The sequence below is a fragment of the Albidovulum inexpectatum genome, from assembly GCF_002927635.1.
GTDB classification, from domain to species: Bacteria; Pseudomonadota; Alphaproteobacteria; order Rhodobacterales; family Rhodobacteraceae; genus Albidovulum; species Albidovulum inexpectatum.
This window is the reverse complement of sequence record NZ_PRDS01000004.1, coordinates 38599-60032: the sequence shown is the minus strand read 5'-3', so window position 1 is coordinate 60032 and position 21434 is coordinate 38599. Positions and strand designations below refer to the sequence as shown.

Annotated in this window: 22 protein-coding genes; 5 read left to right on the top strand and 17 right to left on the bottom strand. The window is 67.8% G+C overall.

The window, feature by feature from the left end:
- Window positions 1-4: 4 nt before the first annotated feature.
- The 3 genes from LV82_RS07350 to LV82_RS07340 form a co-directional block, all read right to left on the bottom strand.
- A complete protein-coding gene (locus LV82_RS07350; RefSeq protein ID WP_104070388.1) occupies window positions 5-454 on the bottom strand; it encodes a hypothetical protein in 450 nt (149 codons plus the stop codon).
- 80 nt (window positions 455-534) lie between these two features.
- The gene (locus tag LV82_RS07345) at window positions 535-1362 is read right to left on the bottom strand and encodes a DUF481 domain-containing protein (RefSeq protein WP_170063376.1); all 828 of its coding nucleotides are present in this window, start codon (window positions 1360-1362) and stop codon (window positions 535-537) included.
- A gap of 223 nt (window positions 1363-1585) precedes the next feature.
- Entirely contained in the window at window positions 1586-2527 is a 942-nt protein-coding gene (locus tag LV82_RS07340; RefSeq protein ID WP_104070385.1) for a LysR family transcriptional regulator, read from the bottom strand.
- A gap of 233 nt (window positions 2528-2760) precedes the next feature.
- Between LV82_RS07340 and LV82_RS07335 the strand changes: the two genes are divergently transcribed.
- The gene (locus LV82_RS07335) at window positions 2761-2967 is read left to right on the top strand and encodes a cold-shock protein (protein ID WP_104070384.1); all 207 of its coding nucleotides are present in this window, start codon (window positions 2761-2763) and stop codon (window positions 2965-2967) included.
- A 165-nt stretch (window positions 2968-3132) separates the two neighbouring features.
- Window positions 3133-4083 (top strand): dihydrodipicolinate synthase family protein, encoded by a 951-nt coding sequence (locus LV82_RS07330; RefSeq protein ID WP_104070382.1) that lies wholly within the window; start codon window positions 3133-3135, stop codon window positions 4081-4083.
- Between the two features lie 47 nt (window positions 4084-4130).
- Here LV82_RS07330 and LV82_RS07325 read toward each other — a convergent pair whose 3' ends face one another.
- From LV82_RS07325 to LV82_RS07295, 7 genes are read right to left on the bottom strand one after another with little or no spacing between them, the layout of a single operon-like run.
- Complete coding sequence (locus tag LV82_RS07325; protein WP_104070380.1) at window positions 4131-5069, bottom strand: GSCFA domain-containing protein; 939 nt, start codon at window positions 5067-5069, stop codon at window positions 4131-4133.
- Window positions 5070-5111: 42 nt separating this feature from the next.
- The gene (locus tag LV82_RS07320; RefSeq protein WP_104070378.1) at window positions 5112-5546 is read right to left on the bottom strand and encodes a Na+/H+ antiporter subunit G; all 435 of its coding nucleotides are present in this window, start codon (window positions 5544-5546) and stop codon (window positions 5112-5114) included.
- Between the two features lie 10 nt (window positions 5547-5556).
- The gene (locus LV82_RS07315) at window positions 5557-5826 is read right to left on the bottom strand and encodes a K+/H+ antiporter subunit F (RefSeq protein WP_104070377.1); all 270 of its coding nucleotides are present in this window, start codon (window positions 5824-5826) and stop codon (window positions 5557-5559) included.
- Complete coding sequence (locus LV82_RS07310) at window positions 5823-6314, bottom strand: Na+/H+ antiporter subunit E (RefSeq protein ID WP_104070375.1); 492 nt, start codon at window positions 6312-6314, stop codon at window positions 5823-5825. Before LV82_RS07310 ends, LV82_RS07315 begins: the two co-directional genes overlap by 4 nt.
- Window positions 6315-6317: 3 nt before the next feature.
- Complete coding sequence (locus LV82_RS07305; RefSeq protein WP_104070373.1) at window positions 6318-7871, bottom strand: monovalent cation/H+ antiporter subunit D; 1554 nt, start codon at window positions 7869-7871, stop codon at window positions 6318-6320.
- Window positions 7868-8230 carry a Na+/H+ antiporter subunit C gene (locus LV82_RS07300; protein WP_104070372.1) on the bottom strand — a complete coding sequence of 121 codons (363 nt, stop codon included), beginning with the start codon at window positions 8228-8230 and terminating at the stop codon, window positions 7868-7870. The genes LV82_RS07305 and LV82_RS07300 overlap by 4 nt, the downstream gene beginning before the upstream one ends.
- A 1-nt stretch (window position 8231) precedes the next feature.
- Window positions 8232-11090, bottom strand: coding sequence for a monovalent cation/H+ antiporter subunit A (locus tag LV82_RS07295; RefSeq protein WP_104070370.1), 2859 nt, complete (start codon window positions 11088-11090; stop codon window positions 8232-8234).
- Window positions 11091-11260: 170 nt separating this feature from the next.
- On the opposite strand from LV82_RS07295, the gene LV82_RS07290 reads away from it, so the two are divergent.
- A complete protein-coding gene (locus tag LV82_RS07290; RefSeq protein ID WP_104070368.1) occupies window positions 11261-12262 on the top strand; it encodes a 4-hydroxyproline epimerase in 1002 nt (333 codons plus the stop codon).
- 45 nt (window positions 12263-12307) lie between these two features.
- Here LV82_RS07290 and LV82_RS07285 read toward each other — a convergent pair whose 3' ends face one another.
- Window positions 12308-13258 (bottom strand): cation diffusion facilitator family transporter, encoded by a 951-nt coding sequence (locus LV82_RS07285; RefSeq protein ID WP_104070366.1) that lies wholly within the window; start codon window positions 13256-13258, stop codon window positions 12308-12310.
- 164 nt (window positions 13259-13422) lie between these two features.
- Between LV82_RS07285 and LV82_RS07280 the strand changes: the two genes are divergently transcribed.
- Window positions 13423-14454, top strand: coding sequence for an NADP-dependent oxidoreductase (locus LV82_RS07280; protein ID WP_104070788.1), 1032 nt, complete (start codon window positions 13423-13425; stop codon window positions 14452-14454).
- A gap of 25 nt (window positions 14455-14479) precedes the next feature.
- Window positions 14480-15163, top strand: a complete 684-nt coding sequence (locus LV82_RS07275) for a type 1 glutamine amidotransferase domain-containing protein (protein ID WP_104070365.1) — start codon at window positions 14480-14482, stop codon at window positions 15161-15163.
- A gap of 58 nt (window positions 15164-15221) precedes the next feature.
- Here the strand turns inward: LV82_RS07275 and LV82_RS07270 are convergent, their stop codons facing one another.
- Genes LV82_RS07270 through LV82_RS14880 form a run of 6 tightly spaced genes read right to left on the bottom strand, consistent with a single transcriptional unit; the run spans window position 15222 to window position 21432 of the window.
- Window positions 15222-15989, bottom strand: a complete 768-nt coding sequence (locus LV82_RS07270) for an SDR family NAD(P)-dependent oxidoreductase (protein WP_104070363.1) — start codon at window positions 15987-15989, stop codon at window positions 15222-15224.
- Window positions 15986-17929 (bottom strand): hypothetical protein, encoded by a 1944-nt coding sequence (locus LV82_RS07265; RefSeq protein ID WP_104070361.1) that lies wholly within the window; start codon window positions 17927-17929, stop codon window positions 15986-15988. Before LV82_RS07265 ends, LV82_RS07270 begins: the two co-directional genes overlap by 4 nt.
- The gene (locus LV82_RS07260; protein WP_104070359.1) at window positions 17926-18747 is read right to left on the bottom strand and encodes a methyltransferase domain-containing protein; all 822 of its coding nucleotides are present in this window, start codon (window positions 18745-18747) and stop codon (window positions 17926-17928) included. The genes LV82_RS07265 and LV82_RS07260 overlap by 4 nt, the downstream gene beginning before the upstream one ends.
- Window positions 18744-19661 carry a phosphoadenosine phosphosulfate reductase gene (locus LV82_RS07255; RefSeq protein ID WP_104070357.1) on the bottom strand — a complete coding sequence of 306 codons (918 nt, stop codon included), beginning with the start codon at window positions 19659-19661 and terminating at the stop codon, window positions 18744-18746. Before LV82_RS07255 ends, LV82_RS07260 begins: the two co-directional genes overlap by 4 nt.
- On the bottom strand, window positions 19658-20677 hold the full coding sequence (locus LV82_RS07250; protein ID WP_170063375.1) for a glycosyltransferase family 2 protein: 1020 nt from the start codon (window positions 20675-20677) through the stop codon (window positions 19658-19660). The genes LV82_RS07255 and LV82_RS07250 overlap by 4 nt, the downstream gene beginning before the upstream one ends.
- Window positions 20674-21432, bottom strand: coding sequence for a hypothetical protein (locus LV82_RS14880; RefSeq protein WP_170063374.1), 759 nt, complete (start codon window positions 21430-21432; stop codon window positions 20674-20676). Before LV82_RS14880 ends, LV82_RS07250 begins: the two co-directional genes overlap by 4 nt.
- Window positions 21433-21434: the final 2 nt, after the last annotated feature.

The following is a 21434-nucleotide window of genomic DNA, read 5'->3' as shown; positions in this document are numbered from 1 at the left end:
CGGGTCAGGACCGGGACGGCGGTTGTTGCCCGTGTCGGCACAGGCGCACGCCCCGGCCCTGGATCATCCCCAGAACCGCCGCCTCGCGCAGGATCTTCCAGGTCGCTTCGCGCACCGCCCGCGGCCCGGCATCGTCGGCAAACGGCAGATGCACCACGCGATCCACCGTGCCCAGGCTATCGGCCAGCGTGGATTCGATCGCCCGCGCATTGGCGCGATCGGCGCGCAACAGGCACAGCGTTCCGCGCAGCCATGGCAGCGACGGGATCCGTCCCAGCCGCGCGGCGACATGCGCGACCAGATCATCCGATCCCATCGCGACCAGGACCGGGCCGGGCCGCACCCCGCCGAAACGATAGCCGAACGTCTTCCCCGTGACGGGATCGATCAGACGCGCCTGCGCGCTTCTGCCCGCGTGGCCCCGCGTCTGGTCGGGCTGGTGTGACATCGTCATCCCCTCCTCCCCCGGTTTGAAAAAAGGGGCGGCCGCAGCCGCCCCAGGAAAAGATTCTTCTTGCGGGTCCGCGGCCCGGATCAGCGGAAGCTGTAGACCAGCGAGACGTTCAGCTCGTTGTCGGTGTGCTTCTGGCCCGGCAGCGGATCGCTGTCATACTCGGTACGATAGCCGATACGGGTCGACCAGGCGTCCGACATCGCGATGTTCACGCCGAGGTCGTTGGTGACCAGCGTGTTGGTCTCGTCACCCAGGATGTCGGTGTCGTTGGTCAGCGCCACCGTATCGGTGATGCGATAGAACAGGCGCGACGAGATGATCGCCGCCGGATCGGTCGACTCAGTGCCGTCCGACAGTTCGGTGTAACGCGCGCCGACACCGGCCTGCAGACGCCATGCCACGTCGTCGGTATTGACCACGCGATAGCCCGGGCCGAAGCCGACGAAGGCATCCTTGGTGGTCGAGGCAAAGTCGTCGGTTTCAAGCCGCGCCATGCCGAAAACATAGACACGATCCGAGAAGGCCCGCGTCAGGTCATACATCAGCAGCGTGCTTTCCTCGTTCTTCACGCCATTGGCCTCGCCATAGGACAGGGCAAAGCCGATGCTGTGGGCCCAGTCGCCGTTGCGGATGGTATAGCGACCGCCGGCGGCAAAGTCCTGCGTGTCGGTGTTGCCGGTCACGCCGCTATAGGTCATCGACAGCGACCCCGTCTGCGACTGTTCGCCCGTGCCAAAGGTATAGCGAACGCTGTCGTTCGACCGGGCCAGGTTGCGCTGGGTCTCGATCTCGATGTCCGAGATGCGGTCGTTCAGCTCGCGGTCCGTGCTCAGCGTCTGGGCCGCCACCGGGCCGGCCAGGGCCAGCGCGAGGACCGAGACAGTGCCGAGTTGGGCAAATTTCGTCATGGTTCCATCCTTTCCGATCCGGCCGCCCACCATGGGCGGCAAGCGCGGATGAACGCAGACTTGCGCGGGATGTTCCCCACCCGTCCCGATTGCCGCTGCCGGTTTCGATCCGGCGGCGCCCGTTCCGGGGCAGGTGGTCAACCGCTCTCCGTCATCCGCAGACGACAGATAGGGAGAGGGCTGATATAAGGCAAATTCAAAATTATGATGGTTGTATCAAGTTCTACTCATCATAGATGGCGCCATTGCCGCCCAGTTCATGCAATTCGCCGTCCGAGCTGAGCTCGCGCAGGTCCGCCAGAACGTCCTCGGCCTCGTTGGACAATTCTTCGGCCACGTCCGCCAGCGCGCGGCGCAGGTCGGCCGCCGTCCGATCGTCCAGGTCCTCGCGCCAGATCGCCCAGATCGGATAGGGAAAGGCCGGCGCGTCGGGCACCAGATGCAACCGCCCCTCGTCCAGATACCGCTTGGCATAGCGGGCGGGCAGATAGGCCGCGCCCGACCGGCGGATCAGGAAATCGGCCACCATCGCCCCCAGCGCCAGCGTGACGCCCGGATTGGTCAGATGCGGCAATTCCATCGCATGGGCCTGAACGAATTCCGGCCCCCAATCGACAAAGACATAGTCATCCAGCGCGTCCAGCCGCGCGTCCTTGCGGGTCGAGACCAGGATCAGGTCCTCCTCCAGCACCTGTTCGGCCTGCAATCCGGGCCGCAGCTGCGGCGTGTACATGAAGGCCATCTGGATCGCCCCTTCCAGCAGCATTCGCGTCAGCCGGTCGGGCATGCCCAGTTCGCCCCGCAGGCTCAGATCGGACGCGATCCGACGCAGCCGGTCGATCGTGCGAAAGCCCAGCCGCGGCCACAGCGAATATTGCGCGCCGATCACCAGGCTGCGACGGAACCCTTCGGGAATCGCGATCTGCTGGCGGGCCTCTTCCCACAGGCGCATCAGCGACAGCGCATAGCGTTCGAACTCGCGCCCCGCCGGGGTCAGCTCGGCCCCCGCCTTCGAACGCGTGAACAGCGCCTTGCCCAGCGATTCCTCCAGTCGCTGGATGCGCAACGATACGGCAGACTGGGTGACGAACAGCCTTTCGGCCGCGGCGCCGAACGATCCCGTGGCGGCGATTTCCAGAAAGGTCCTGATCAGCGTAATGTCCATTCCCGATGCTTAAGTCCGGCCCGAGGCGCGCACAAGGCCGACGGCCGCCGGGCCGCTTTCCCCCACGTCACCCAAAAAATGTGTTGTGCCGCGCGCCCCGATGGCTCATAAGGGGCCTGCGAACGATTTCTACCGACTCTCTGTTACCGCTAAGGCCTGCAGTTGATCGTCAAGAAAGACTGCGCCAGGCTGCCGCGTCTTGCGGGCAGCGATGTAACAGGAGATACACGGATATGGCTACTGGCACCGTGAAATGGTTCAACAGCACCAAAGGTTTTGGCTTCATCGAGCCCTCGACGGGTGGACGTGACGTTTTCGTCCACATCTCGGCGGTCGAGCGCGCCGGTCTGACCGGCCTGGCCGACAACCAGAAGGTCAGCTACGACGTGGAAAGCGGCCGTGACGGTCGCGAAAGCGCCGCGAACCTGCAGCTTCTCTGAGCTGAGAGATCCGGCACGCCCCGACGGGCCTGCCCAGATCCACGCAGCCGCCGTCCCGCAAGGGGCGGCGGTTTGCGTTTGGTGCAGGTCTTTCCTGATAAACCGAATTGCCCCGCCACCGCGCCCGGGGCAAGCTGCCCTTGCAGGCATCGCAAGGAGCATTCGATGGACATTTCCGTATTCAAGGGCGTCCTGCCCGCGCTGATGACCCCCTGCACGGCCGACCGCCTGCCCGATTTCGACGCGCTGGTCGCCACGGCGCGCGATCTGATGGCGGTCGGCATGTCGGGCGTGGTCTATTGCGGCTCGATGGGCGACTGGCCGCTTCTGACCGATGCCCAGCGGATGGAGGGCGTCAGCCGCCTGACCCGGGCCGGCATCCCCGTCGTCGTGGGCACCGGCGCGGTCAATACCGCCAGCGCCGTGGCCCTTGCCAGCCATGCCCGGCAGGTCGGCGCGGCGGGGCTGATGGTGATCCCGCGCGTCCTGTCGCGCGGTACGTCGGCCGTGGCGCAGCGCAACCATTTCCGCGCGATCCTGTCGGCCGCGCCGGACATCCCCGCCGTGATCTACAACAGCCCCCATTACGGCTTCCAGACGCGGGCCGATCTTTTCTTCGCCCTGCGGGCCGAGCATCCCAATCTCGTGGGCTTCAAGGAATTCGGCGGCGCGGCGGCCATGACCCATGCGGCCGAGCACATCACCAGCGCCGACCCCGACGTGCTGCTTCTGGCCGGGGTCGATACCGGGGTCTATCACGGCTATGTCAATTGCGGCGCGGCGGGCACGATCACCGGCATCGGCAACGCCCTGCCACGCGAGGTCCTGCACCTGGTCGATCTGTGCCAGCGCGCGGCGCGGGGCGACCACCCGGCCCGCCGCCGGGCGCAGGAATTGTCCGAGGCGCTGGCAGTCCTGTCCTCGTGGGACGAAGGCTGCGACCTGGTGCTGTATTACAAGCACCTGATGGTGCTTCAGGGGCACGACGCCTATCGGCTGAACCTGAACCCCGACGACGAACTGTCCCCCAGCCAGCGCGCCTGGGCCGAACGCCAATTCACCCAGTTCCAGGCCTGGTACCGGACTTGGAGCCGCGCGGATGCAGACGGGACATGAAATTGCCGTCCGGTACCGGCAGGTGCAAATCCCAAAGTGTCGAACCGTCACGCTTCCAGGTAATGTTCCAGCATGTGCGACACGATCTGCTGCACGACGACAGGCCTTACATGAACATTGTCCTCGCCAAATGCGCGAAGACCTGCCGTGGTGACGATTTCATAGCTGGGAAAATAATCCACCGAGGCATGATCCTCGGCAATCTGTTCGGCAAGGACACGCAGCAAGGCCTTGGAATAGGCATTGGCGACAACGGCATCGCCGCCGGCAAACGTAACCTGCAGGGGCACAGGCGACACTGTCAGGACGATGTGACGCTTCCTGTCAGCGGTCAGAGCATTCACCATGCGCTCCATGATGTCCCGACATTCCTCCAAGCCCATGCGACGGAACTCGAACCGGGCGCCGAACCTGTCCAGCATTGGCCTTGGAGGAACCTCGTTCAGATATAGCTCGGCTTCCCAATCATACCACGCTTCGATCAGCCCCAGCGTGATGACCACGGTATCGGATTCTGCCAGCCCGTCGCGATAAAGCGTATTGATCTGCCCGCGACGTTCCAGGGCGCGTTCCCGCGATACGGGACGATTTCCGGTCGCAAGCAGACTGTCCAGAACCATCCCGTCATCGGAAGCCGGGTAAAGCGCCCGTTCATCCACCGCCTGACCGGCCGCCAGAACGCATTGCAACATGGTGCCCGGATTGTACTGGTTCAGTATGCGATTGGGTCGTCCCGGTGCCTCGTCATGCGGCGCCGCGAAATGGGCAGTCGGAACGCGAACTCCGGCAGTCAGCAAGGCGTCCTCGACCTCACGGGCAAAACACGACCCGATCGTGAACACCGCGCTGTCGCGTGCGATGCCAAAGGACGGATTGATCGACGGAAGGATCAGATCATTCCTGAACCTTGAATCATTCCTGTCAGGATACTTGCGCATCTTGTTGCGCAGCGTGGTCCTGAAAGCAAGCGATCCTTCCTGCCGCATCAACACGCTCCCTTGAATCGGCCTCTTTCAGGCACCTTACCATCAAGCACCGGGATTCGTAGTCACCCCGCGCGTCTTCCCCCCGCCCCTTGTCTGGCCGGCCTTGCCGGATTCGCCGGCCTCGGGCGGTGGGGCGAAGATCGACCATTCGCCCTCGGTGCCGGGTTTGGGCAGATCGCCGCGGCGCAACTTGCCCACCATGTGCACCTTGGCGATGAACTGCGCGCTGACCGGGGCGGTCAGGAACAAGAACAGCGTGATCAGCAGCTCGTGAAAGGTGAACTGGCCCTCCTGCAGGCCGAAATGGATCATCGAGGCCAACAGCGCGCCGCCCACGCCCAGCGTCGTCGCCTTGGTCGGCGCGTGCAGCTGCTGCATCACGTCGCGCAGCCGCACCATGCCATAGGACCCCACCAGCCCGAAGATGCCGCTCAGCACCAGGCAGATGGAAACGACCAGTTCCAGCGGATCGATCATCGGCCCCCTCCTATTCGATCACGTTGCCGCGCAGCACATAGCGGCAATAGGCCACGGTCGAGACGAACCCCACCATGGCGATGATCAGCGACACCTCGAAGAAGATCTGCGACCGGATATGCAGGCCATACAGCACGACCAGCGCGATCACGTCGATCGTCATCGTGTCCAGCGCCAGGATCCGGGTCGCCCGGTCGGGCCCGACGACCAGCCGCCACAGGTTCAGCACCAGCGCCAGCGAAAAACAGCCAAAGGCAAAGATCAGCGCGGCATCCATCATTCGAAGATCTCCTTCAGACGGCGCTCGTAGCGCGCCTTGATCTGGTCGCGCACCGTGCCGGGGTCATCGGTGTCCAGGCAATGTACCAGGAGCGCGCGCCCATCCGCCGACAGCACGGCCGAAATCGTGCCCGGCGTCATGGTGATCGTGCCCGCAAGGATGGTGATCGCCTCGGGCTCGTCGATCTCCAGCGGAACGGGAATCCAGGCCGAGCGGATCGAATCCCGCCCGCGGAACAGGATGATCGCCGCGACCTGGAAATTGGCGACGATGATGTCCCACAGCACCACGACCGCGTATTCGGCAAACAAGAGCGGCCGGCGCAGCCGCATCCGGCCGGGCCAATAGGCCTTGGTCACATGCGGAATCGCGACGCCCAGGATCGCCCCCATCAGCACCGTGCCCGCCGAAACCGAATTGACCAGCGCGACCCAGGTCGCGGTCAGCACCAGACTCAGCAGCGGATGGGGAAAGATGCGGTCGAACATGGCTCAGCCCCCTTCCTGCGCGCGCGACAGGATCGCGTCGATATAGCCCGCCGGATCGTGCAGCTGCGCGGCCGCCGCGCCCAGATAATCATGCACCGGCCCGGCCAGCACCGTCAGCGCCACGATCAGCGCCACCAGCCCCGCGATGCCGGCGAACTGCGCGAACCCGGCCACTGGAACAACATCCTCGGGCGCAGCCTCCTGCCCGGGCGCCGCCGCGACCGCCTCGGGCCGCGACCAGAACAGCATGCTGCCCGCCCGCGCCAGCCCGACGATGGTCAAAAGCGAGGCCGTCAGCAGCACGGCCCAGCTCAGCGCCACGTCCGGCCGCGGCCACAGCGCCTGCAGCACCAGGATCTTGCCCAGAAATCCCGACAGCGGCGGCATCCCCGCCATGGCGATGGCGGCGAACAGGAACAATCCCGCCAGCAGGCCGGGCCGCGCGCCGGGCGCGATCGCCGCCGGGCGCAGGTGATCGCGCGCCGCGCCCCGGGCCGAGACCACGAGATCGGCCAGAAGGAACAGCACCGCCGCCGCCAGCGTCGAATGCAGCAGATAATACAGCGCCGCCGAGGCCGCTTCGGGCGTGAACGCGGCAATCCCCGCCATCAGAACGCCGACCGAGCCGATCACCGCAAAGGACAGTTGCGCAAACAGCTGCCGCGCGCCCAGCACGCCCACCGCCCCCACGATCGCCGTGACCAGCGCCGCGGGCATCAGGACCGATTGCAGGAACCCGCCCATCGCCGCGCTCTGCGGCGGAAAGGCAATGGTGAACAGCCGCAGGATCGCATAGGCCCCGACCTTGGTCATGATCGCAAACAATGCCGCCACCGGGGCCGAGGCCCGGGCATAGGTCGCCGGCAACCAGAAATGCACCGGCACCAGCGCGGCCTTCAGCGCGAATACGATGGCCATCAGCGCCGCGCCCGTGCGCAGCAGCGCCGCGTCCCCGGCCGGCATCGCGCCAACCTTCTGCGCCAGATCGGCCATGTTCAGCGTGCCCGTTGCGGCATAGATCGTGCCAAGCGCGAACAGGAACAGCGCTGAACCGACGAGGTTCATCACCACGTATTGCAGCCCCGCCCGCAGCCTTTCGGCCCCGCCGCCATGGATCATCAGGCCGTAGGAAGCGATCAGCAGCACCTCGAAGAAGACGAACAGGTTGAACGCATCCGCCGTCAGGAAGGCGCCGCACAGGCCCATCACCTGGAACTGGAACAGCGCGTGGAAATGCTGCCCCCTTCGATCCCATCCGGTGGCCGCGGCATGGACCACCACCGCCAGCGCCAGAAGCGTGGTCAGCAGCACCATCGCCGCCGACAGCCGGTCCAGCGCCAGCGCGATGCCAAAGGGCGCGGGCCAGTCGCCCAGGAAATAGGGATGGGTCTGCCCGTCCGCGGCGATCCCCACCAGCAGCGCGGCGATGCCCACCATGACGACCGCGCCCGCGATGGAAAAGGCCCGCGCCAGCACGATGTCATGGCGCATGACCCAGGCGATGATCGGCGCCAGCACGGCCGGCAGCACGATCGGAGCGATGATCAGATGCATCAGCGCGCCTCCCCGCTCGTGGCCTCGGGCGCATCCTCGGCGCCGTCGCCCTCGACCCCGTCGTCGCGGCCTTCCAGATAGGACCCCAGCGCCAGCATCACCAGAAGCGCGCTCATCCCGAACGAGATCACGATCGCGGTCAGCACCAGGGCCTGCGGCAGCGGATCGGTATAGGCCGCGGCATCCTTCGACAGGATCGGCGGCGCGCCCGTCACCAGCCGCCCGGTCGAGAACAGGAACAGGTTGACCGCATAGCTCAAAAGCGCCAGCCCCAGCACCACCGGGAACGACCGCAGCCGCAGGGTCAGATAGATCCCCGCCGCCGTCAGCACGCCTATGCCGGTTGCTATCAACAGCTCCATTTCAGGCAACCTCCCCCTCGTCCGGCTCTTGCGTCGGATCGACATCCATCGGCTCGACATTGACCGTCTCGCCCGCGGTGCGCGCCATGGTCGACAGGCTGTACAGCGCCAGCATGACCGCGCCCAGCACCGTCAGGAACACGCCCAGGTCGAAGGCCATCGCGCTGGCCAGCTCGAACTTCTCGATCAAGGGCGGCTTGACATAGCCGAAGGCGCTGGTCAGGAACGGCCGCCCGAAGAACCACGCCGCCATGCCGGTCAGCCCCGCGATGAAGACGCCCGCGCCGATCAGGCCGTGATATTCGATCCGCTGGCGCGCCTGCGTCCACTGAAAGCCCGAGGCCATGTACTGCACCAGATAGGCCACGGCGATGATCAGCCCCGCGATGAAGCCCCCGCCCGGCTGGTTGTGCCCGCGCAGGAAGATGAACACGCCCACCATCAGCGACAGCGGCATCATCAGCCGCGCGATGACCACCATCATCATCGGGTGACGGTCGCCGCTGCGCCGCTCCAGCGGCCGCCACTGGCGCAGCCTGCGCCCCGCGCGCCCGTCCAGCATCGCCATCAGCAGGGCATAGATCGTCAGCCCCGCGATGCCCAGCACGATGATCTCGCCGAACGTGTCGAAGCCGCGGAAATCCACCAGGATCACGTTGACCACGTTGGTGCCGCCGCCGCCGGTCTTGGAATTGGCCAGGTGATAGGCCGAGATCGACTGGAAGTCGCGCGTCATGAAGATCAGCGACAGCGCCCCGACCGCCGCCCCCGCGGCCACCGCCACGATCCCGTCGCGCAGCCGCCGCCCGGCCGAGCTTTCGACCGGCGTCTGCTTGGGCAGGAAGTTCAGCGCCAGCAGCATCAGCAGCGTCGTCACCGTCTCGACCGAAACCTGCGTCAGCGCCAGATCCGGCGCCGACAGATAGACGAAGGCGACCGAGACGCTGAGCCCCACCACCGCGACCAGGATCAGCGCGATGAAGCGTTCCCGGTGCAACAGCACGATCGCACCGACGCAGATCAGGCTGATCGTCCAGATCACCGCGATGGGCAGCGGCACGGGCAGCATCGGCCGCGTGCCGGGCACATGCGCCGCGCCCAGGAAGGCCGCCGCGCCGACGGCCACGGTCGCGGTCACGAAGATCGCGACATAGCGCGACAGCGACCCGTCATGCAGGCGCGCGCTGATCCGGGCGCTGATCCGTCCGGCACAGGCGACCAGCGCGGTGAAGATGGCCTTGGCCTCGATCGACAGCAGGCGCCGCCAGGCCGCCGCGACGCGCGCGTAATTGGCCAGCGCCACGATCCCGCCCAGCACCGCCACGCCCGACATCAGCAGGGCCGGCGTCACGCCATGCCACAGCTTCAGCTTCAGCGGCCCGACCGGGGCACCCACGACCGCGGCCGCGACCCGCTCGACCAGCGGCGCGGCCAGAAGCTGCGGCATCAGGCCCAGCAGGATGCAGGCCAGCGCCAGGATCGCCGGACCGCCCCACAGGCCCGGCCCGGCCTCGTGCGGTTCGTGCGGATAGGAATCGCGCGGGGCGCCAAAGAAGACATGGCCCACGAAGCGCAGCGAATAGGCCACCGAGAACAGCGCCGCCAGCGTCGCCACCGCCGGCATCGCCCAGTGCGAGCCAAGCCACAGCGCGTGGGTCGTCTCCTCCAGCATCATTTCCTTGGTCAGATAGCCGTTCAGCGGCGGGATCCCCGCCATCGACAGGCCCGCCACGGTGGCGATGGTCGCGGTGATCGGCATCAGCCCGGCCAGCCCGCCCAGCCGGCGGATGTCGCGCGTGCCGGTGGAATGGTCCACGATCCCCGCCACCATGAACAGCGTGGCCTTGAAGGTCAGGTGGGTCAGCACGTGCAGCACCGCCACGATGGCCGCCGCGCGCGTGCCGATCCCCAGAAGCAGCGTCAGAAAGCCCAGATGGCTGACCGTCGAATAGGCCAAGAGCGCCTTCAGGTCGTCCTTGAACAGCGCGATCGCCGCGCCGACCAGCATGGTCACCAGCCCGGTCGTGGCGACGATGGCGAACCACGCATCGGTGCCCGCCAGCACCGGCCACAGACGCGCCAGCAGGAATACCCCGGCCTTTACCATCGTTGCCGAATGCAGATAGGTCGAAACCGGGGTCGGCGCGGCCATGGCATGGGGCAGCCAGAAATGGAACGGAAACTGCGCCGACTTGGTAAAGGCCCCCAGCAGGATCAGCAGCAGCGCCGGCAGATACAGCGCATGGGCGCGGATCTCGTCACCCTTCTCCAGCACGACAGCCAGGTCCAGGCTGCCCGCGATCTGGCCCAGCACCAGCACCCCCGCCGCCAGCGCAAGCCCCCCCAGCCCGGTCACGGCCAGCGCCATGCGCGCGCCCTGGCGGGCCTCCTTCAGATGGCTCCAGAACCCGATCAGCAGGAACGAGGCAAGCGAGGTGATCTCCCAGAAGATCACCATGACCAAAAGGTTGGCCGACAGCACGATGCCCAGCATCGCGCCCTGGAACAGCAGCAGGAAGGTGTAGAACCGGCCCATCGGGTCCTCGCCCGACAGGTAGTGGCGGGCATAGATCGTGACGATCACCCCCATGCCCAGGATCATGCCGGCGAACATCATCGACAGCGCGTCCAGCCGCAATCCCAGCGACAGCCCCAGCGCCGGCAGCCAGTCCAGCCGCGCCTCGATCACGCCGCCCTGCCAGACGACGGGCACCATCACCGCCAGCGCCGCCAGCGCCACCAGCGTCGGCGCCAGCGCAAAGCCCGTGCAGACATTGCGCCCTGCCCGGATCGCCAGCCCCGGCGTCAACGCGCCCAGGAACGGCAGAAACGCCATCAGGATCAGAAGGTTTTCGTTCATCGCGCGAAGCCCTGCTGCTAGGTCCCGGCCATATAGAAGCCTTTTGCCGCGCCGGGCAAGTGACAGCCGATATTTTGGCGCGACGGGGGCGCCACTGGCGCGGGAAAGCCATTTACACGGCGCGTCGTTCCTGCTCACCATCGACCAGACACATGAGAGGCCCATCCCCCATGCCCCGCCACGCCTTCTTCTGCATCGACGGCCATACCTGCGGCAATCCGGTGCGGCTGGTGGCGGGGGGCGCGCCGTGGCTGGAGGGCACGACGATGCTTGAACGGCGGGCGCATTTCCTGCGCGACCATGACTGGATCCGCACCGGCCTGATGTTCGAGCCGCGCGGCCACGACATGATGTCGGGCGCGATCCTCTATCCCCCCACCCGGCCCGATTGCGAGATCGGCGTGCTGTTCATCGAAAGCTCGGGCTGTCTGCCGATGTGCGGCCATGGCACGATCGGCACGATCACGCTGGGCGTGGAACACGGCCTGATCGCGCCCCGCATCCCGGGCCGGCTGTCGATCGACACGCCCGCGGGCAAGGTCGATATCGCCTATCGCCAAGAGGGCGCGCATGTCGAGGAAGTGCGCCTGACCAACGTTCCCGCCTTTCTGCATGCCGAGGGGCTGACCGCGACGGTCGAGGGGCTGGGCGAGATCGTCGTCGATGTCGCCTATGGCGGCAATTTCTATGCCATCGTCGAGCCGCAGCGGAATTTCCGCGACATGGCCGATTTCACGGCGGCCCAGCTGATCGCCCTGTCGCCGCGGCTGCGCGCGGCGCTGAACGCGAACTACGACTTCGTCCATCCCGAACAGCCGCAGATCCGGGGGCTCAGCCACATCCTGTGGACCGGCGCGCCGACGCGGCCCGACGCCGATGCCCGCAACGCGGTCTTCTACGGCGACAAGGCGATCGACCGCAGCCCCTGCGGCACGGGCACCTCGGCGCGCATGGCGCAGCTGGTGGCACGGGGGCGGCTGAAGGTGGGCGACGAATTCCGTCACGAAAGCATCATCGGGTCGATCTTCACCGGCCGGGTGGAATCGGCCACGACCGTCGCGGGACGCCCGGCCATCATACCCTCGATCACCGGCTGGGCGCGCATGACGGGGCTGAACACGATCTTCATCGACGACCGCGACCCCTTTGCCCACGGCTTCGTCGTGCCGTGACGACTGGGCCGACTGGACCGGCCGGGCACCCTTACCCGTGCACCCTTACCTGTGGGCGGGCGTGGCGCAAGGCGTCTCGGCCCCGGCCATGGCGCAGGCCGCGCGCTCGACCTGCACGGTGACGTGATCGATGCCGAACTGCGCGCACAGGTCCCGGTTCAGGTCGCGGACAAAGGCATCCTGGTCTTCGCCCTGCCAGACCAGATGCACCGACAGCGCGCTGCGCGTGGTGGACAGGGCCCAGACATGCAGATCGTGCACGTCCGTCACGCCCGGCCGGTCGGCCAGCCAGCGCTGCAGCCGCGCCATGTCGATGTCGCGCGGCACGCCGTCCATGCCCAGATGCAGCGCCTCGCGCACCAGGCCCCAGGCGCTCCATGCGATGGCGACCGACACGCCGATGGCCACTGCCGGGTCCAGCCAGTGCCACCCCGTCCAGATCATCCCGATGGCGGCCAGCACGACCGCGCCCGACACCGCCGCATCGGCCACCAGATGCAGGAACGCGCCGCGCGCGTTCAGGTCATGCGCATGGGCACCCCGGAACAGCAGCGCCGACCCCGCATTGATCCCCACCCCGATCAGCGAGACCGCCAGCACCGCGCCGCCCGGCACCTCGGCAGGATCGGACAGGCGATGGATCGCGTGCCAGACCACCAGAACCACGCCCACAAGGATCGCCGTGCCATTGGCCAGCGCGGCCAGGATCGTGGCCCGGCCCAGCCCATAGGTATGGCGGCGCGTTCCCGCCCGCCGCGCCAGCACCGCCGCAAGCCAGGCGATCAGCAGCCCCGCCACGTCGGTCAGGTTATGCGCCGCATCCGCCAACAGCGCCAGCGAGCCCGCCCACAGCCCCGCGCCGATCTCGACCAGGACATAGGCCACGTTCAGCCCCACCGCCCAGCGATAGGCGCCCAGCGTCCCGTCCGGCCCCATCCCGTGATGATGCCCGTGCTGATGTGCGTGCCCGTGATGATGCCCATGATCGTGCGGCATGGCGAGTCTCCTCGATTCGGCCGCACCATGCCACTGCACCGCCCGCGGAAAAAGTTCGGTCTCGGGTCTTGAAAGCGCGCCCGCGCCCGCCAGTTATGAACCGCGCGGTTCAGTTTTGCCGCAACCGCCAGACGCTTCCGCACGCAAACAGGAAAGGGACGACCATGCCGCAACCCTCTGACCGCAACCGCCGCTATGTGCTGGCCGAACGCCCGGTGGGCGAGCCGACCGACCAGACCCTGCGACTGGAGGTCACCGAGATCCCGCGCCCCGGCCCGGGGCAGATGCTGTTGCGCAACGAATACCTGTCGCTTGACCCCTATATGCGCGGGCGGATGAGCGACGCGCCCTCTTATGCGCCGCCGGTGGGCATCGGCGAGGTCATGGTCGGCGGCACGGTCTCGCAGGTCGTCGAATCGAACCTCGATGGTTTCGCGCCGGGCGACTGGGTCGTGGCCTTCGGTGGCTGGCAGGATTACGCCCTGTCCGACGGCAGGGGCGTGGTGAACCTCGGCCGTTCGCCGAAGAACCCTTCGTGGTATCTGGGCGTCCTCGGCATGCCGGGGCTGACCGCCTGGGCGGGCCTGACGCAGATCGGCCAGCCACGGGCGGGCGAAACCCTGGTCGTCGCCGCGGCCAGCGGCCCGGTCGGCGCCACCGTCGGCCAGATCGGCAAGATCCTGGGCCTGCGCGTCGTGGGCATCGCGGGCGGGCCGGAAAAATGCGCCCATGTCGTGGACACGCTGGGCTTTGACGCCTGCATCGACCATCGCGCGCCGGATCTGGCCGAGGCGCTGAAACGGGCCGTGCCCGACGGCATCGACATCTATTTCGAGAATGTCGGCGGCAGGGTTTTCGACGCGGTCCTGCCGCTTCTGAATACCCGCGCGCGGGTGCCCGTCTGCGGGCTGATCGCGCAATACAACGCGACCGGCCTGCCCGAAGGGCCGGACCGGCTGCCGCTGCTGATGGGGCATATCCTGCGCAAGCGCATGACCTTCCGCGGCTTCATCGTGTTCGACGATTTCGGCCATCTCTACCCGGAATTTGCCCGCCAGATGACCGAATGGGTCGAACAGGGGCGGATCCGCTATCGCGAAGAGGTGATCGAAGGACTGGAACAAGCCCCGCGCGCCTTCATTGGTCTGCTGCGCGGCGAGTCCTTCGGCAAGCGCGTGGTCCGGCTGACCGCGTGAAACGCAAGAAAACAGGAGAACGACAATGAAGATCCTGATGGTTCTGACATCGCATGACAAGCTGGGCGATACCGGCGAACGCACCGGCTTCTGGCTGGAGGAATTCGCCGCGCCCTATTACGTCTTCAAGGATGCGGGGGCCGAGATCACGCTGGCCTCGCCCAAGGGCGGGCAGCCGCCGCTGGACCCCAAGAGCGACGACGAAAGCGCCCAGACCGAGGCCACGCGCCGCTTCCGCAACGACCCCGAGGCGCAGAAGGCGCTGGCCAATACCGTCAAACTGTCCGAAATCGACCCCGCGCAATTCGACGCGGTCTTCTATCCCGGCGGGCACGGGCCGCTTTGGGACCTGGCCGAGGACAAGGACAGCATCCGCGTGATCGAGACGCTGGCCCAGGCCGGACGCCCCGTCGGCGCGGTCTGTCACGCGCCCGCGGTGCTGCGCCACGTCAAGGGCGCCGACGGCAAGCCGCTGGTCGCGGGGCGCAAGGTGACCGGCTTCACCAATACCGAGGAAGCGGCCGTCGGGCTGACCAATGTCGTGCCCTTCCTGGTCGAGGACATGCTGAAGCAAAACGGCGCCAGCTTCACCCGCGGCCCGGACTGGGCATCCCATGTCGTGACCGATGGCAACCTGGTGACCGGGCAGAACCCGGCCTCGTCCGAAGAGGCCGCGCGCCAGATCCTGGCGCTTCTGCAGGGCAGGTAAGCGCCTGTTCCACGCCCGCGGCCCCGGATACCGTCCGGGGCCGCGTTGCATCCGGCGCCTATTGCGGCGCCATGCGGATCGCCCCGTCCAGCCGGATGACCGACCCGTTCAGCATGTCGTTGTCGCAGATATGCAGCACCAGCCGCGCGAATTCCTCGGGCGCGCCCAACCGGCGCGGAAAGGGCACCTGATCGGCCAGCGAGTCCTGCACCTCCTGTGGCAGGCCGCGCAGCATGGGCGTGCCGAACAGGCCCGGCGCGATCGCGACCACGCGAATGCCGTGCCGCGCAAGATCCCGCGCCATGGGCAGCGTCATCGACGCCACCCCGCCCTTTGACGCCGCATAGGCCACCTGCCCGATCTGCCCCTCGAAGGCCGCGACCGAGGCCGTGTTCACGATCACCCCGCGCGTGCCGTCCGCATCCAGCGGCTCGGCCCCGGCCATGCCGGCCGCCGCGCGCGCGGCGCACAGGAACGGCCCGATCAGGTTGACGCGGATCACCCGTTCGAACAGCGCCGGGTCATGCGGCCCCTCGCGCCCCACCGTGCGCGCGCCGGGGGCGATGCCTGCGCAATTGACCAGGATGCGTTCCTGCCCATGCGCGTCGCGCGCCTGACGAAAGCCCGCCTCGACGCTGGCCGCATCGGTCACGTCCACGCGCAGGAACAGCCCGCCCAGCTCCTCGGCCAAGGCCGCACCGGCCTGATCGTTCAGGTCCATGATCGCGACCCGCGCCCCCGCCCGGGCCAGTGCCCGCGCGGTCGCCGCCCCCAGCCCCGAGGCACCCCCGGTCACGATCGCGCCCATGCCTTCGGTGATCTTCATTCCTCTCCTCCCCCTTCTGCCCGTTCGGCGCGTCGCATCTGGCGACGGCGCTTGCGAAAGGCCAGGCGCAGACGTTCGGCCCGATCCTCCTGCCCGCGCGCGCGCAGATGCGCCTCCATCGCCTGGCGATACAGATACACGTCCCGCCGCCCACGCGCGAGACGCGCGAATTCCACGGGCGTCAGGCGATCCTCGACCACGGCCTCCATCACGGGTTTCAGCGCCCCGGCCCGGTTCAGCACCAGCGCCGACTTGTGCCCTACGCCCGGCGCGTGCAGCCTGACGACATTGTCGCCGTCAAAGCGATCGGCCTGCATCCGGTCCAGCCTTTCGAACGGGTCCAGCACGATCCAGACGCGCCCGGCCGCGCGCGATTCCGCCGCGGCATCGGAATGCGGCAGCGTCCAGTCGCGCGCGCGCCCCGGGGCAAAGCGCGTCTCCCACGGGGCCAGATCGGCCGCCAGCGTCGATTGCGGCGAAAAGGCGATCACCCGGCAGCCCGGCGCAAGCGAGGCGAACGCCGCCGCGGCAAAGCCGCCCATCGAGGCGCCGCCAAGGATCACCCGCCCCCAGCCCTGAAAGAAACCGTCATCGCGCAGACCGTGCAGCGCCGCGATCAGCTCGGGGTCGCGGAACCAGTCGTTCTCGCCCGCCATCACGCCCAGATGCGAGATGTCGCGGTCGGCGCAGAATTTCGCGGCCCACGGGTCGCGTTCGGGCCGCGTGTCGCCGGCATTGTGCAGGTTGTCGAAGGTGACCATCAGCACATCGCGCCCGCGCTCGACAAAGGCGATCGAATGATGCCGCAGCGCGCGAAAGAAGCCCCGACGCCGCAGGACCGGGGCGATCTCGGCAAACCAGATGGGCCGCGTTTGCTCGGCCGCGGGCGGAACGTCTTCGGGCTGGGGCTGGGGCGCAGGGGCGGGTTCCGGCGCGGCTTCGGGGACAGGTCCGGGCGCGGTGTCGTCGGGTTCCGCCTCGGCATCGGCGCGGCGACGCGCCACCAGCGCCATCGCGCGCGCCAGCGCCAGCGCCCCCTGGTGCGACCGCCGCGCCACGGCCGAGGGGTTCAGCGCGGCAAGGCGCGTGGCGTCATCCAGATCCCCGGTATCGAACAGCGGCTGGCCATCGGCGAACATGCGGGCAAGGGCGTCATTGTCCTCGGCCACATGGGCCATGATGCGCCGCCGGTCGGCAAGGCTGAACGTGTCGTCGCGCGAAAACAGGTCCGGGTCATCCATCTGCGCGATCTCGCGGATGATCTCGCGGACATTGATCCTGTGATCATGCGCGATGCGGCCCAGCATCTCGCTCAGCTCGACCGACAGCGTGGGATTGGCCCGGTCGGTCGTCCGCGCCAGCCCGGCCAGATCCTTCAGCCCCAGCGCGTGATGCGCGAAATCCGCCACGATGTCGCCATCGATCAGCCGGTCGCGGTCAAAGGGCCGCAGGATCACGTTTTCCGCGCCGACCAGATCGGCAAAGGGGCCAAGGATGTTGGAATAGCGCAGCCGGGGCAGCCGCGCCTCCAGGAAGGCCCGCCGGTCGGTGCCCGCCAGCCCGTTCTTGGCAAGCTGCTTGTACAACACCTCGGCATAGCGGTCCTGCCGGCGCAGATAGCACACGACCCGCAGCTGTCCGCGCAGGCTTGCGGGCAAGAGATCCGCCATCTGCCGCGCGACCAGCGCGCGGAACATGATCTCGCTGGAAACCACATGCACCGCATCCGGCGCGGCATCGTGCTCGCGCGCGATTTGGTCGAACAGCGGCCCGGCCTTTCCCGCGGCGATCGCCATCGGCAGGGCGTTATGCGCGATATGCGGCCGCCCGGCCCTGACATAGCGAATGCCCCGTTCGGCCAGCGCGGATTCGTTCTCGGTCAGGAATTGCTGCAGCACCGTGGTGCCGGTCTTGGGCGCGCCGATATGCAGGACGATCATGACGCCAACCTCATCAGCTTGAACCCCAGCGCCTGGCCCCAGGCGATGTGACAGCCGATGCAGCGGAACCCATCGCGATCCCAGTCCCGCAGGCGCAGCCGCGCGGTCTCGAACGCACGCGCGTAATCGGCATCCTGCGCCAGATCCGGCCGCAGCGGGTTCAGCAGCACCACGACCGTCCGGCGGGCGACGCGGCACATCTCGGCCACGATCTCGTCCCAGCCTGAAGGGTGGCAGTAATGCTCGATCGCCTGCAGGGACAGCACGACGTCAAAGGACTTGTCGGCGACCGGCCAGGGCAGGCGGCCACAATCGAAGATCTTCATCGGGATGCCGATGCTTTCGATGATCGGGCGATAGGGCCAGTCGGCGGGCGCGCCGTCGGGGCCAAGGGGGATACCGTAATCGTCCACCGCGCGGCCGGTGATCGCCTCTCCCGGCGCGCGCAGCAGGGTGCGGCCCTCGCCGGCCGCCACGAAATTGGCATAGTCGTTTCCCGTGACGCGGTGGCCGAAATGGCGCAGCACCTCCAGCACCGCGCCATGGGCGGTGGACAGCTCCAGCACGTCCTGCGCGGGGCCGCCCATCAGCTCGGGCAGAAAGACCTGCACACGGTTCCAGGCCCGGCGGATATTGCGCCGGCGCGACAGATACTTGCGTTGCGGCCGACGGGTCAGGTGATCCCACGCATCGGCGGGCAGGTCGTATTCGGCCATCAGCTCGCGCGGGGGGGCCGAGGGAAACAGCTGCCCGACATCCATCACCCGCATCAGCCGCGCATGGGCGCGCTCGGCGGCCTCTGCCCGATCCTCGCTCATTTCGCCCTCCGCCTTTCCAGCTCGGCCTCGGCCGCGCGCAATGCGGCGCGGAATTTCGGCCCCCGCCAGCGCGCCAGATAGGCCCGGCACAGCATCGCCGTCAGGCGCGGGCGCGCTTGCGGCGACAGCTTGTCCAGCATCTCGCGCCAGTATCGCGGAAAGTCGCGCCGCGCGCGCAGCAATCGGTAGAAGTCGGCGCGTGTCAACGTGCCCTCGATCGCGCCCTCGACGACCGGTTTCAAAATCCCCATCCCCTGCATCGCCGAGGCGATACGGTGGCCCATGTGGCGACAATCCAGCCGCAGGATGTTGTCGCCCTGAAACAGCCGCGCGTGGCCCGCATCCAGCGGCGCCATCGGGTCGTGGAACAGATAGACCCGCCCGGCGCTGGCGATCATGTCGGGGGCATAGCCATAGCGGCTTTGGAAATCGCGGTCCCAGGCCTTGCGATAGCGCGTCTCCCAGGGCACGACGGCACGGTCCAGCGTGGCCTGCGGGCTGATCGTCACCACCGTCGCGCCCGGATGGGCCGCCGAGAAGGCCGCCGCCGCATAGCCCCCCATCGAGGCGCCGTAGAACACCACCCGGCGGAAATCGTCGAAGAATCCGCTGTCGCGCAGCTCGTCGAAGAAGTCCCACACCGCCGGGTCGCGATACCACGTCCAGTCATGCGCCATTAGCCCAAGGATCGACCAGCCCCGCGCCTTGACGAAGCCAAAGCCCCACGGCAACCGGTCGCCCGCGAAATCATAGACATGGTCGAGATTCTCGAAGGTCACGACCAGCGTGTCCCCGCCCCTTGAATGCAGGGCGGTGTGCTGGGGGCCCAGCTCCTTGTAGAATCCCTGTTCGTCGCCGATGCGCATCAACGCGCGGCGCCAGGCTTCACGGTCCAGGCCGGACAGATCGTTCATGCGTCCTCCCTCAGCGCGGCCATCAGGCTGGCCATGTCGGCGCGGCTCAGCGCGCGTTCGATCTCGGCCGCGTGCCAGTCCTGCGCGGCGCGGTGCAGATCGGCCAGCACCGGATCGGACAGCAGCGCCGCCATCACCCGGTCGGCCGCCGGGGCCAGAAGATCGGCCGAGCGGTCCTCGACCTCGTTGCGGTCCATCGCGCGCCAGTAGCCCGCATCGCGCGGCATGCCCCCGTGCGCCGAGCCGCGCAGCACCTTCATCAGATAGCTTTGTGCCGATTTCACGGCATAATGGTTCACCTGCGCGACCCGGTAGGTGATGTTGTCGCGCCCGAAGCGCCAGCCGCCGCGCTCCAGCGCGTGATAGCGTTCGGGCATCGGGCGGCCTTCGGCATCCACCCAGCGGATGGATGACCAGTCGCCCCCGGCGGGCACCTTGGGACGGTGCAGGCCAAAGACCTCGATCCGGTCGGGCCGGAACAGCGACTTCATCCCCCAGGCCTGTGCCGGGCGCGGGCAGAATTCCGGCGCGGCCAGGCGAAAGGCGCGCGTGACGGGCCCCCGGTCATAATCCAGCCGCCCGCCCGACCCGAAGACCCGCCACGGGATCGAGACGACATCGGCCGGGCCGGCGGCGGCGAACAAATCGTCCAGCCGCCCTTCTCCGGCCTTGATGGCCAGGAATTCATCGGCGTCCAGGATCGCCGCCCATTCGGCGGCGCGCACCAGATCCTCGCGCCGCGCCCGGCGCAAGGCGCGGATCTGGTAGCTTGCCCGCTGTCCCGCCTTGCGCGCGTTGTCGCGCCGCGTGACCAGGCCCATCTCGCCCAGGCGGTCCAGTATGGCCTCGGTCGGGTCCTCGCAATCATTGGTATAGACCAGGAAATGGCCGAATCCCGCGGCAAGGTGCCAGGCGATCCATTCGACGATCCATGCGCCTTCGTTGCGCATGCAGGTGATCACGATGCGCCCCTTCGCGGATTCGGGCAGCGGCAGATCCGGCAGCGTCACGCTCATGCCCCCGCCCCGAGATACAGCCCGTGCCGCGCCATCAGACGCCCCATGATCGATCCCCGGCGGGGCAGCCCGTCCGGCGGGGCCGCCAGCCGCGCGCGCATCCACGACCCGTAAAGATGGACCGAGACACTGTCCCCGCTCAGCCATTGCCGCAGTCTTTGCCCGCGCTGCAACAAGGCGTGGCGCTGGCGGTAGGGCACGGGATACAGGACCTCGCGCCGGGCGGCATGGCGGATCTCCCCGCTCTGGCGCAAGGCCCGGGTCAGCGCGCGCGGCCCCCGTGCCCCCCAGGGCAGATCGCGTGGCGGCTGCGCGGTCAGCTCGATCAGCCGCCCCAGCGCCTCGGAATCGGGCGGCAGGGCCAGAACGCCGTTCGCCACCCGGCCCCGCGCCTCGTCCTCGATGGCATGAAGATGCCCGTCCACCGGCTGCAGCGGGCGCAGGCAATAGGCATCGGTATCCACCCAGATCGTCCTTTCCATCCGCGCCAGCATCAGATAGCGGAACCGGTCCGCATGCGGCGCGGGCGAGCCATGGCGCGGCGATCCCGGCTGGTCGTGACGGATCATCGGCCGGGCCGGCAGGATCTGGGCGGCGTCACGGATCTCGACGCCTTCGGGCACGCCTGAAACCGCGCCATAGGTGAACAGGATCACGTGCTGGCCCACGCGCAGAAAGGATTCGAGGCAGATCCTTTCGACCGGGCCAAGCGCCCCGCCGATCCAGAGACTGGCGACCTGGTATTCGGGGGCCATTC

Excerpts from the sequence above, each read along its gene's own strand:
- LV82_RS07350 (WP_104070388.1), bottom strand. The coding sequence starts at position 454 with ATGACGATGTCACACCAGCCCGACCAGACGCGGGGCCACGCGGGCAGA.
- LV82_RS07345 (WP_170063376.1), bottom strand. The coding sequence starts at position 1,362 with ATGACGAAATTTGCCCAACTCGGCACTGTCTCGGTCCTCGCGCTGGCC.
- LV82_RS07340 (WP_104070385.1), bottom strand. The coding sequence starts at position 2,527 with ATGGACATTACGCTGATCAGGACCTTTCTGGAAATCGCCGCCACGGGA.
- LV82_RS07335 (WP_104070384.1), top strand. The coding sequence starts at position 2,761 with ATGGCTACTGGCACCGTGAAATGGTTCAACAGCACCAAAGGTTTTGGC.
- LV82_RS07330 (WP_104070382.1), top strand. The coding sequence starts at position 3,133 with ATGGACATTTCCGTATTCAAGGGCGTCCTGCCCGCGCTGATGACCCCC.
- LV82_RS07325 (WP_104070380.1), bottom strand. The coding sequence starts at position 5,069 with ATGCGGCAGGAAGGATCGCTTGCTTTCAGGACCACGCTGCGCAACAAG.
- LV82_RS07320 (WP_104070378.1), bottom strand. The coding sequence starts at position 5,546 with ATGATCGATCCGCTGGAACTGGTCGTTTCCATCTGCCTGGTGCTGAGC.
- LV82_RS07315 (WP_104070377.1), bottom strand. The coding sequence starts at position 5,826 with ATGATGGATGCCGCGCTGATCTTTGCCTTTGGCTGTTTTTCGCTGGCG.
- LV82_RS07310 (WP_104070375.1), bottom strand. The coding sequence starts at position 6,314 with ATGTTCGACCGCATCTTTCCCCATCCGCTGCTGAGTCTGGTGCTGACC.
- LV82_RS07300 (WP_104070372.1), bottom strand. The coding sequence starts at position 8,230 with ATGGAGCTGTTGATAGCAACCGGCATAGGCGTGCTGACGGCGGCGGGG.
- LV82_RS07295 (WP_104070370.1), bottom strand. The coding sequence starts at position 11,090 with ATGAACGAAAACCTTCTGATCCTGATGGCGTTTCTGCCGTTCCTGGGC.
- LV82_RS07290 (WP_104070368.1), top strand. The coding sequence starts at position 11,261 with ATGCCCCGCCACGCCTTCTTCTGCATCGACGGCCATACCTGCGGCAAT.
- LV82_RS07285 (WP_104070366.1), bottom strand. The coding sequence starts at position 13,258 with ATGCCGCACGATCATGGGCATCATCACGGGCACGCACATCAGCACGGG.
- LV82_RS07280 (WP_104070788.1), top strand. The coding sequence starts at position 13,423 with ATGCCGCAACCCTCTGACCGCAACCGCCGCTATGTGCTGGCCGAACGC.
- LV82_RS07275 (WP_104070365.1), top strand. The coding sequence starts at position 14,480 with ATGAAGATCCTGATGGTTCTGACATCGCATGACAAGCTGGGCGATACC.
- LV82_RS07270 (WP_104070363.1), bottom strand. The coding sequence starts at position 15,989 with ATGAAGATCACCGAAGGCATGGGCGCGATCGTGACCGGGGGTGCCTCG.
- LV82_RS07265 (WP_104070361.1), bottom strand. The coding sequence starts at position 17,929 with ATGATCGTCCTGCATATCGGCGCGCCCAAGACCGGCACCACGGTGCTG.
- LV82_RS07260 (WP_104070359.1), bottom strand. The coding sequence starts at position 18,747 with ATGAGCGAGGATCGGGCAGAGGCCGCCGAGCGCGCCCATGCGCGGCTG.
- LV82_RS07255 (WP_104070357.1), bottom strand. The coding sequence starts at position 19,661 with ATGAACGATCTGTCCGGCCTGGACCGTGAAGCCTGGCGCCGCGCGTTG.
- LV82_RS07250 (WP_170063375.1), bottom strand. The coding sequence starts at position 20,677 with ATGAGCGTGACGCTGCCGGATCTGCCGCTGCCCGAATCCGCGAAGGGG.
- LV82_RS14880 (WP_170063374.1), bottom strand. The coding sequence starts at position 21,432 with ATGGCCCCCGAATACCAGGTCGCCAGTCTCTGGATCGGCGGGGCGCTT.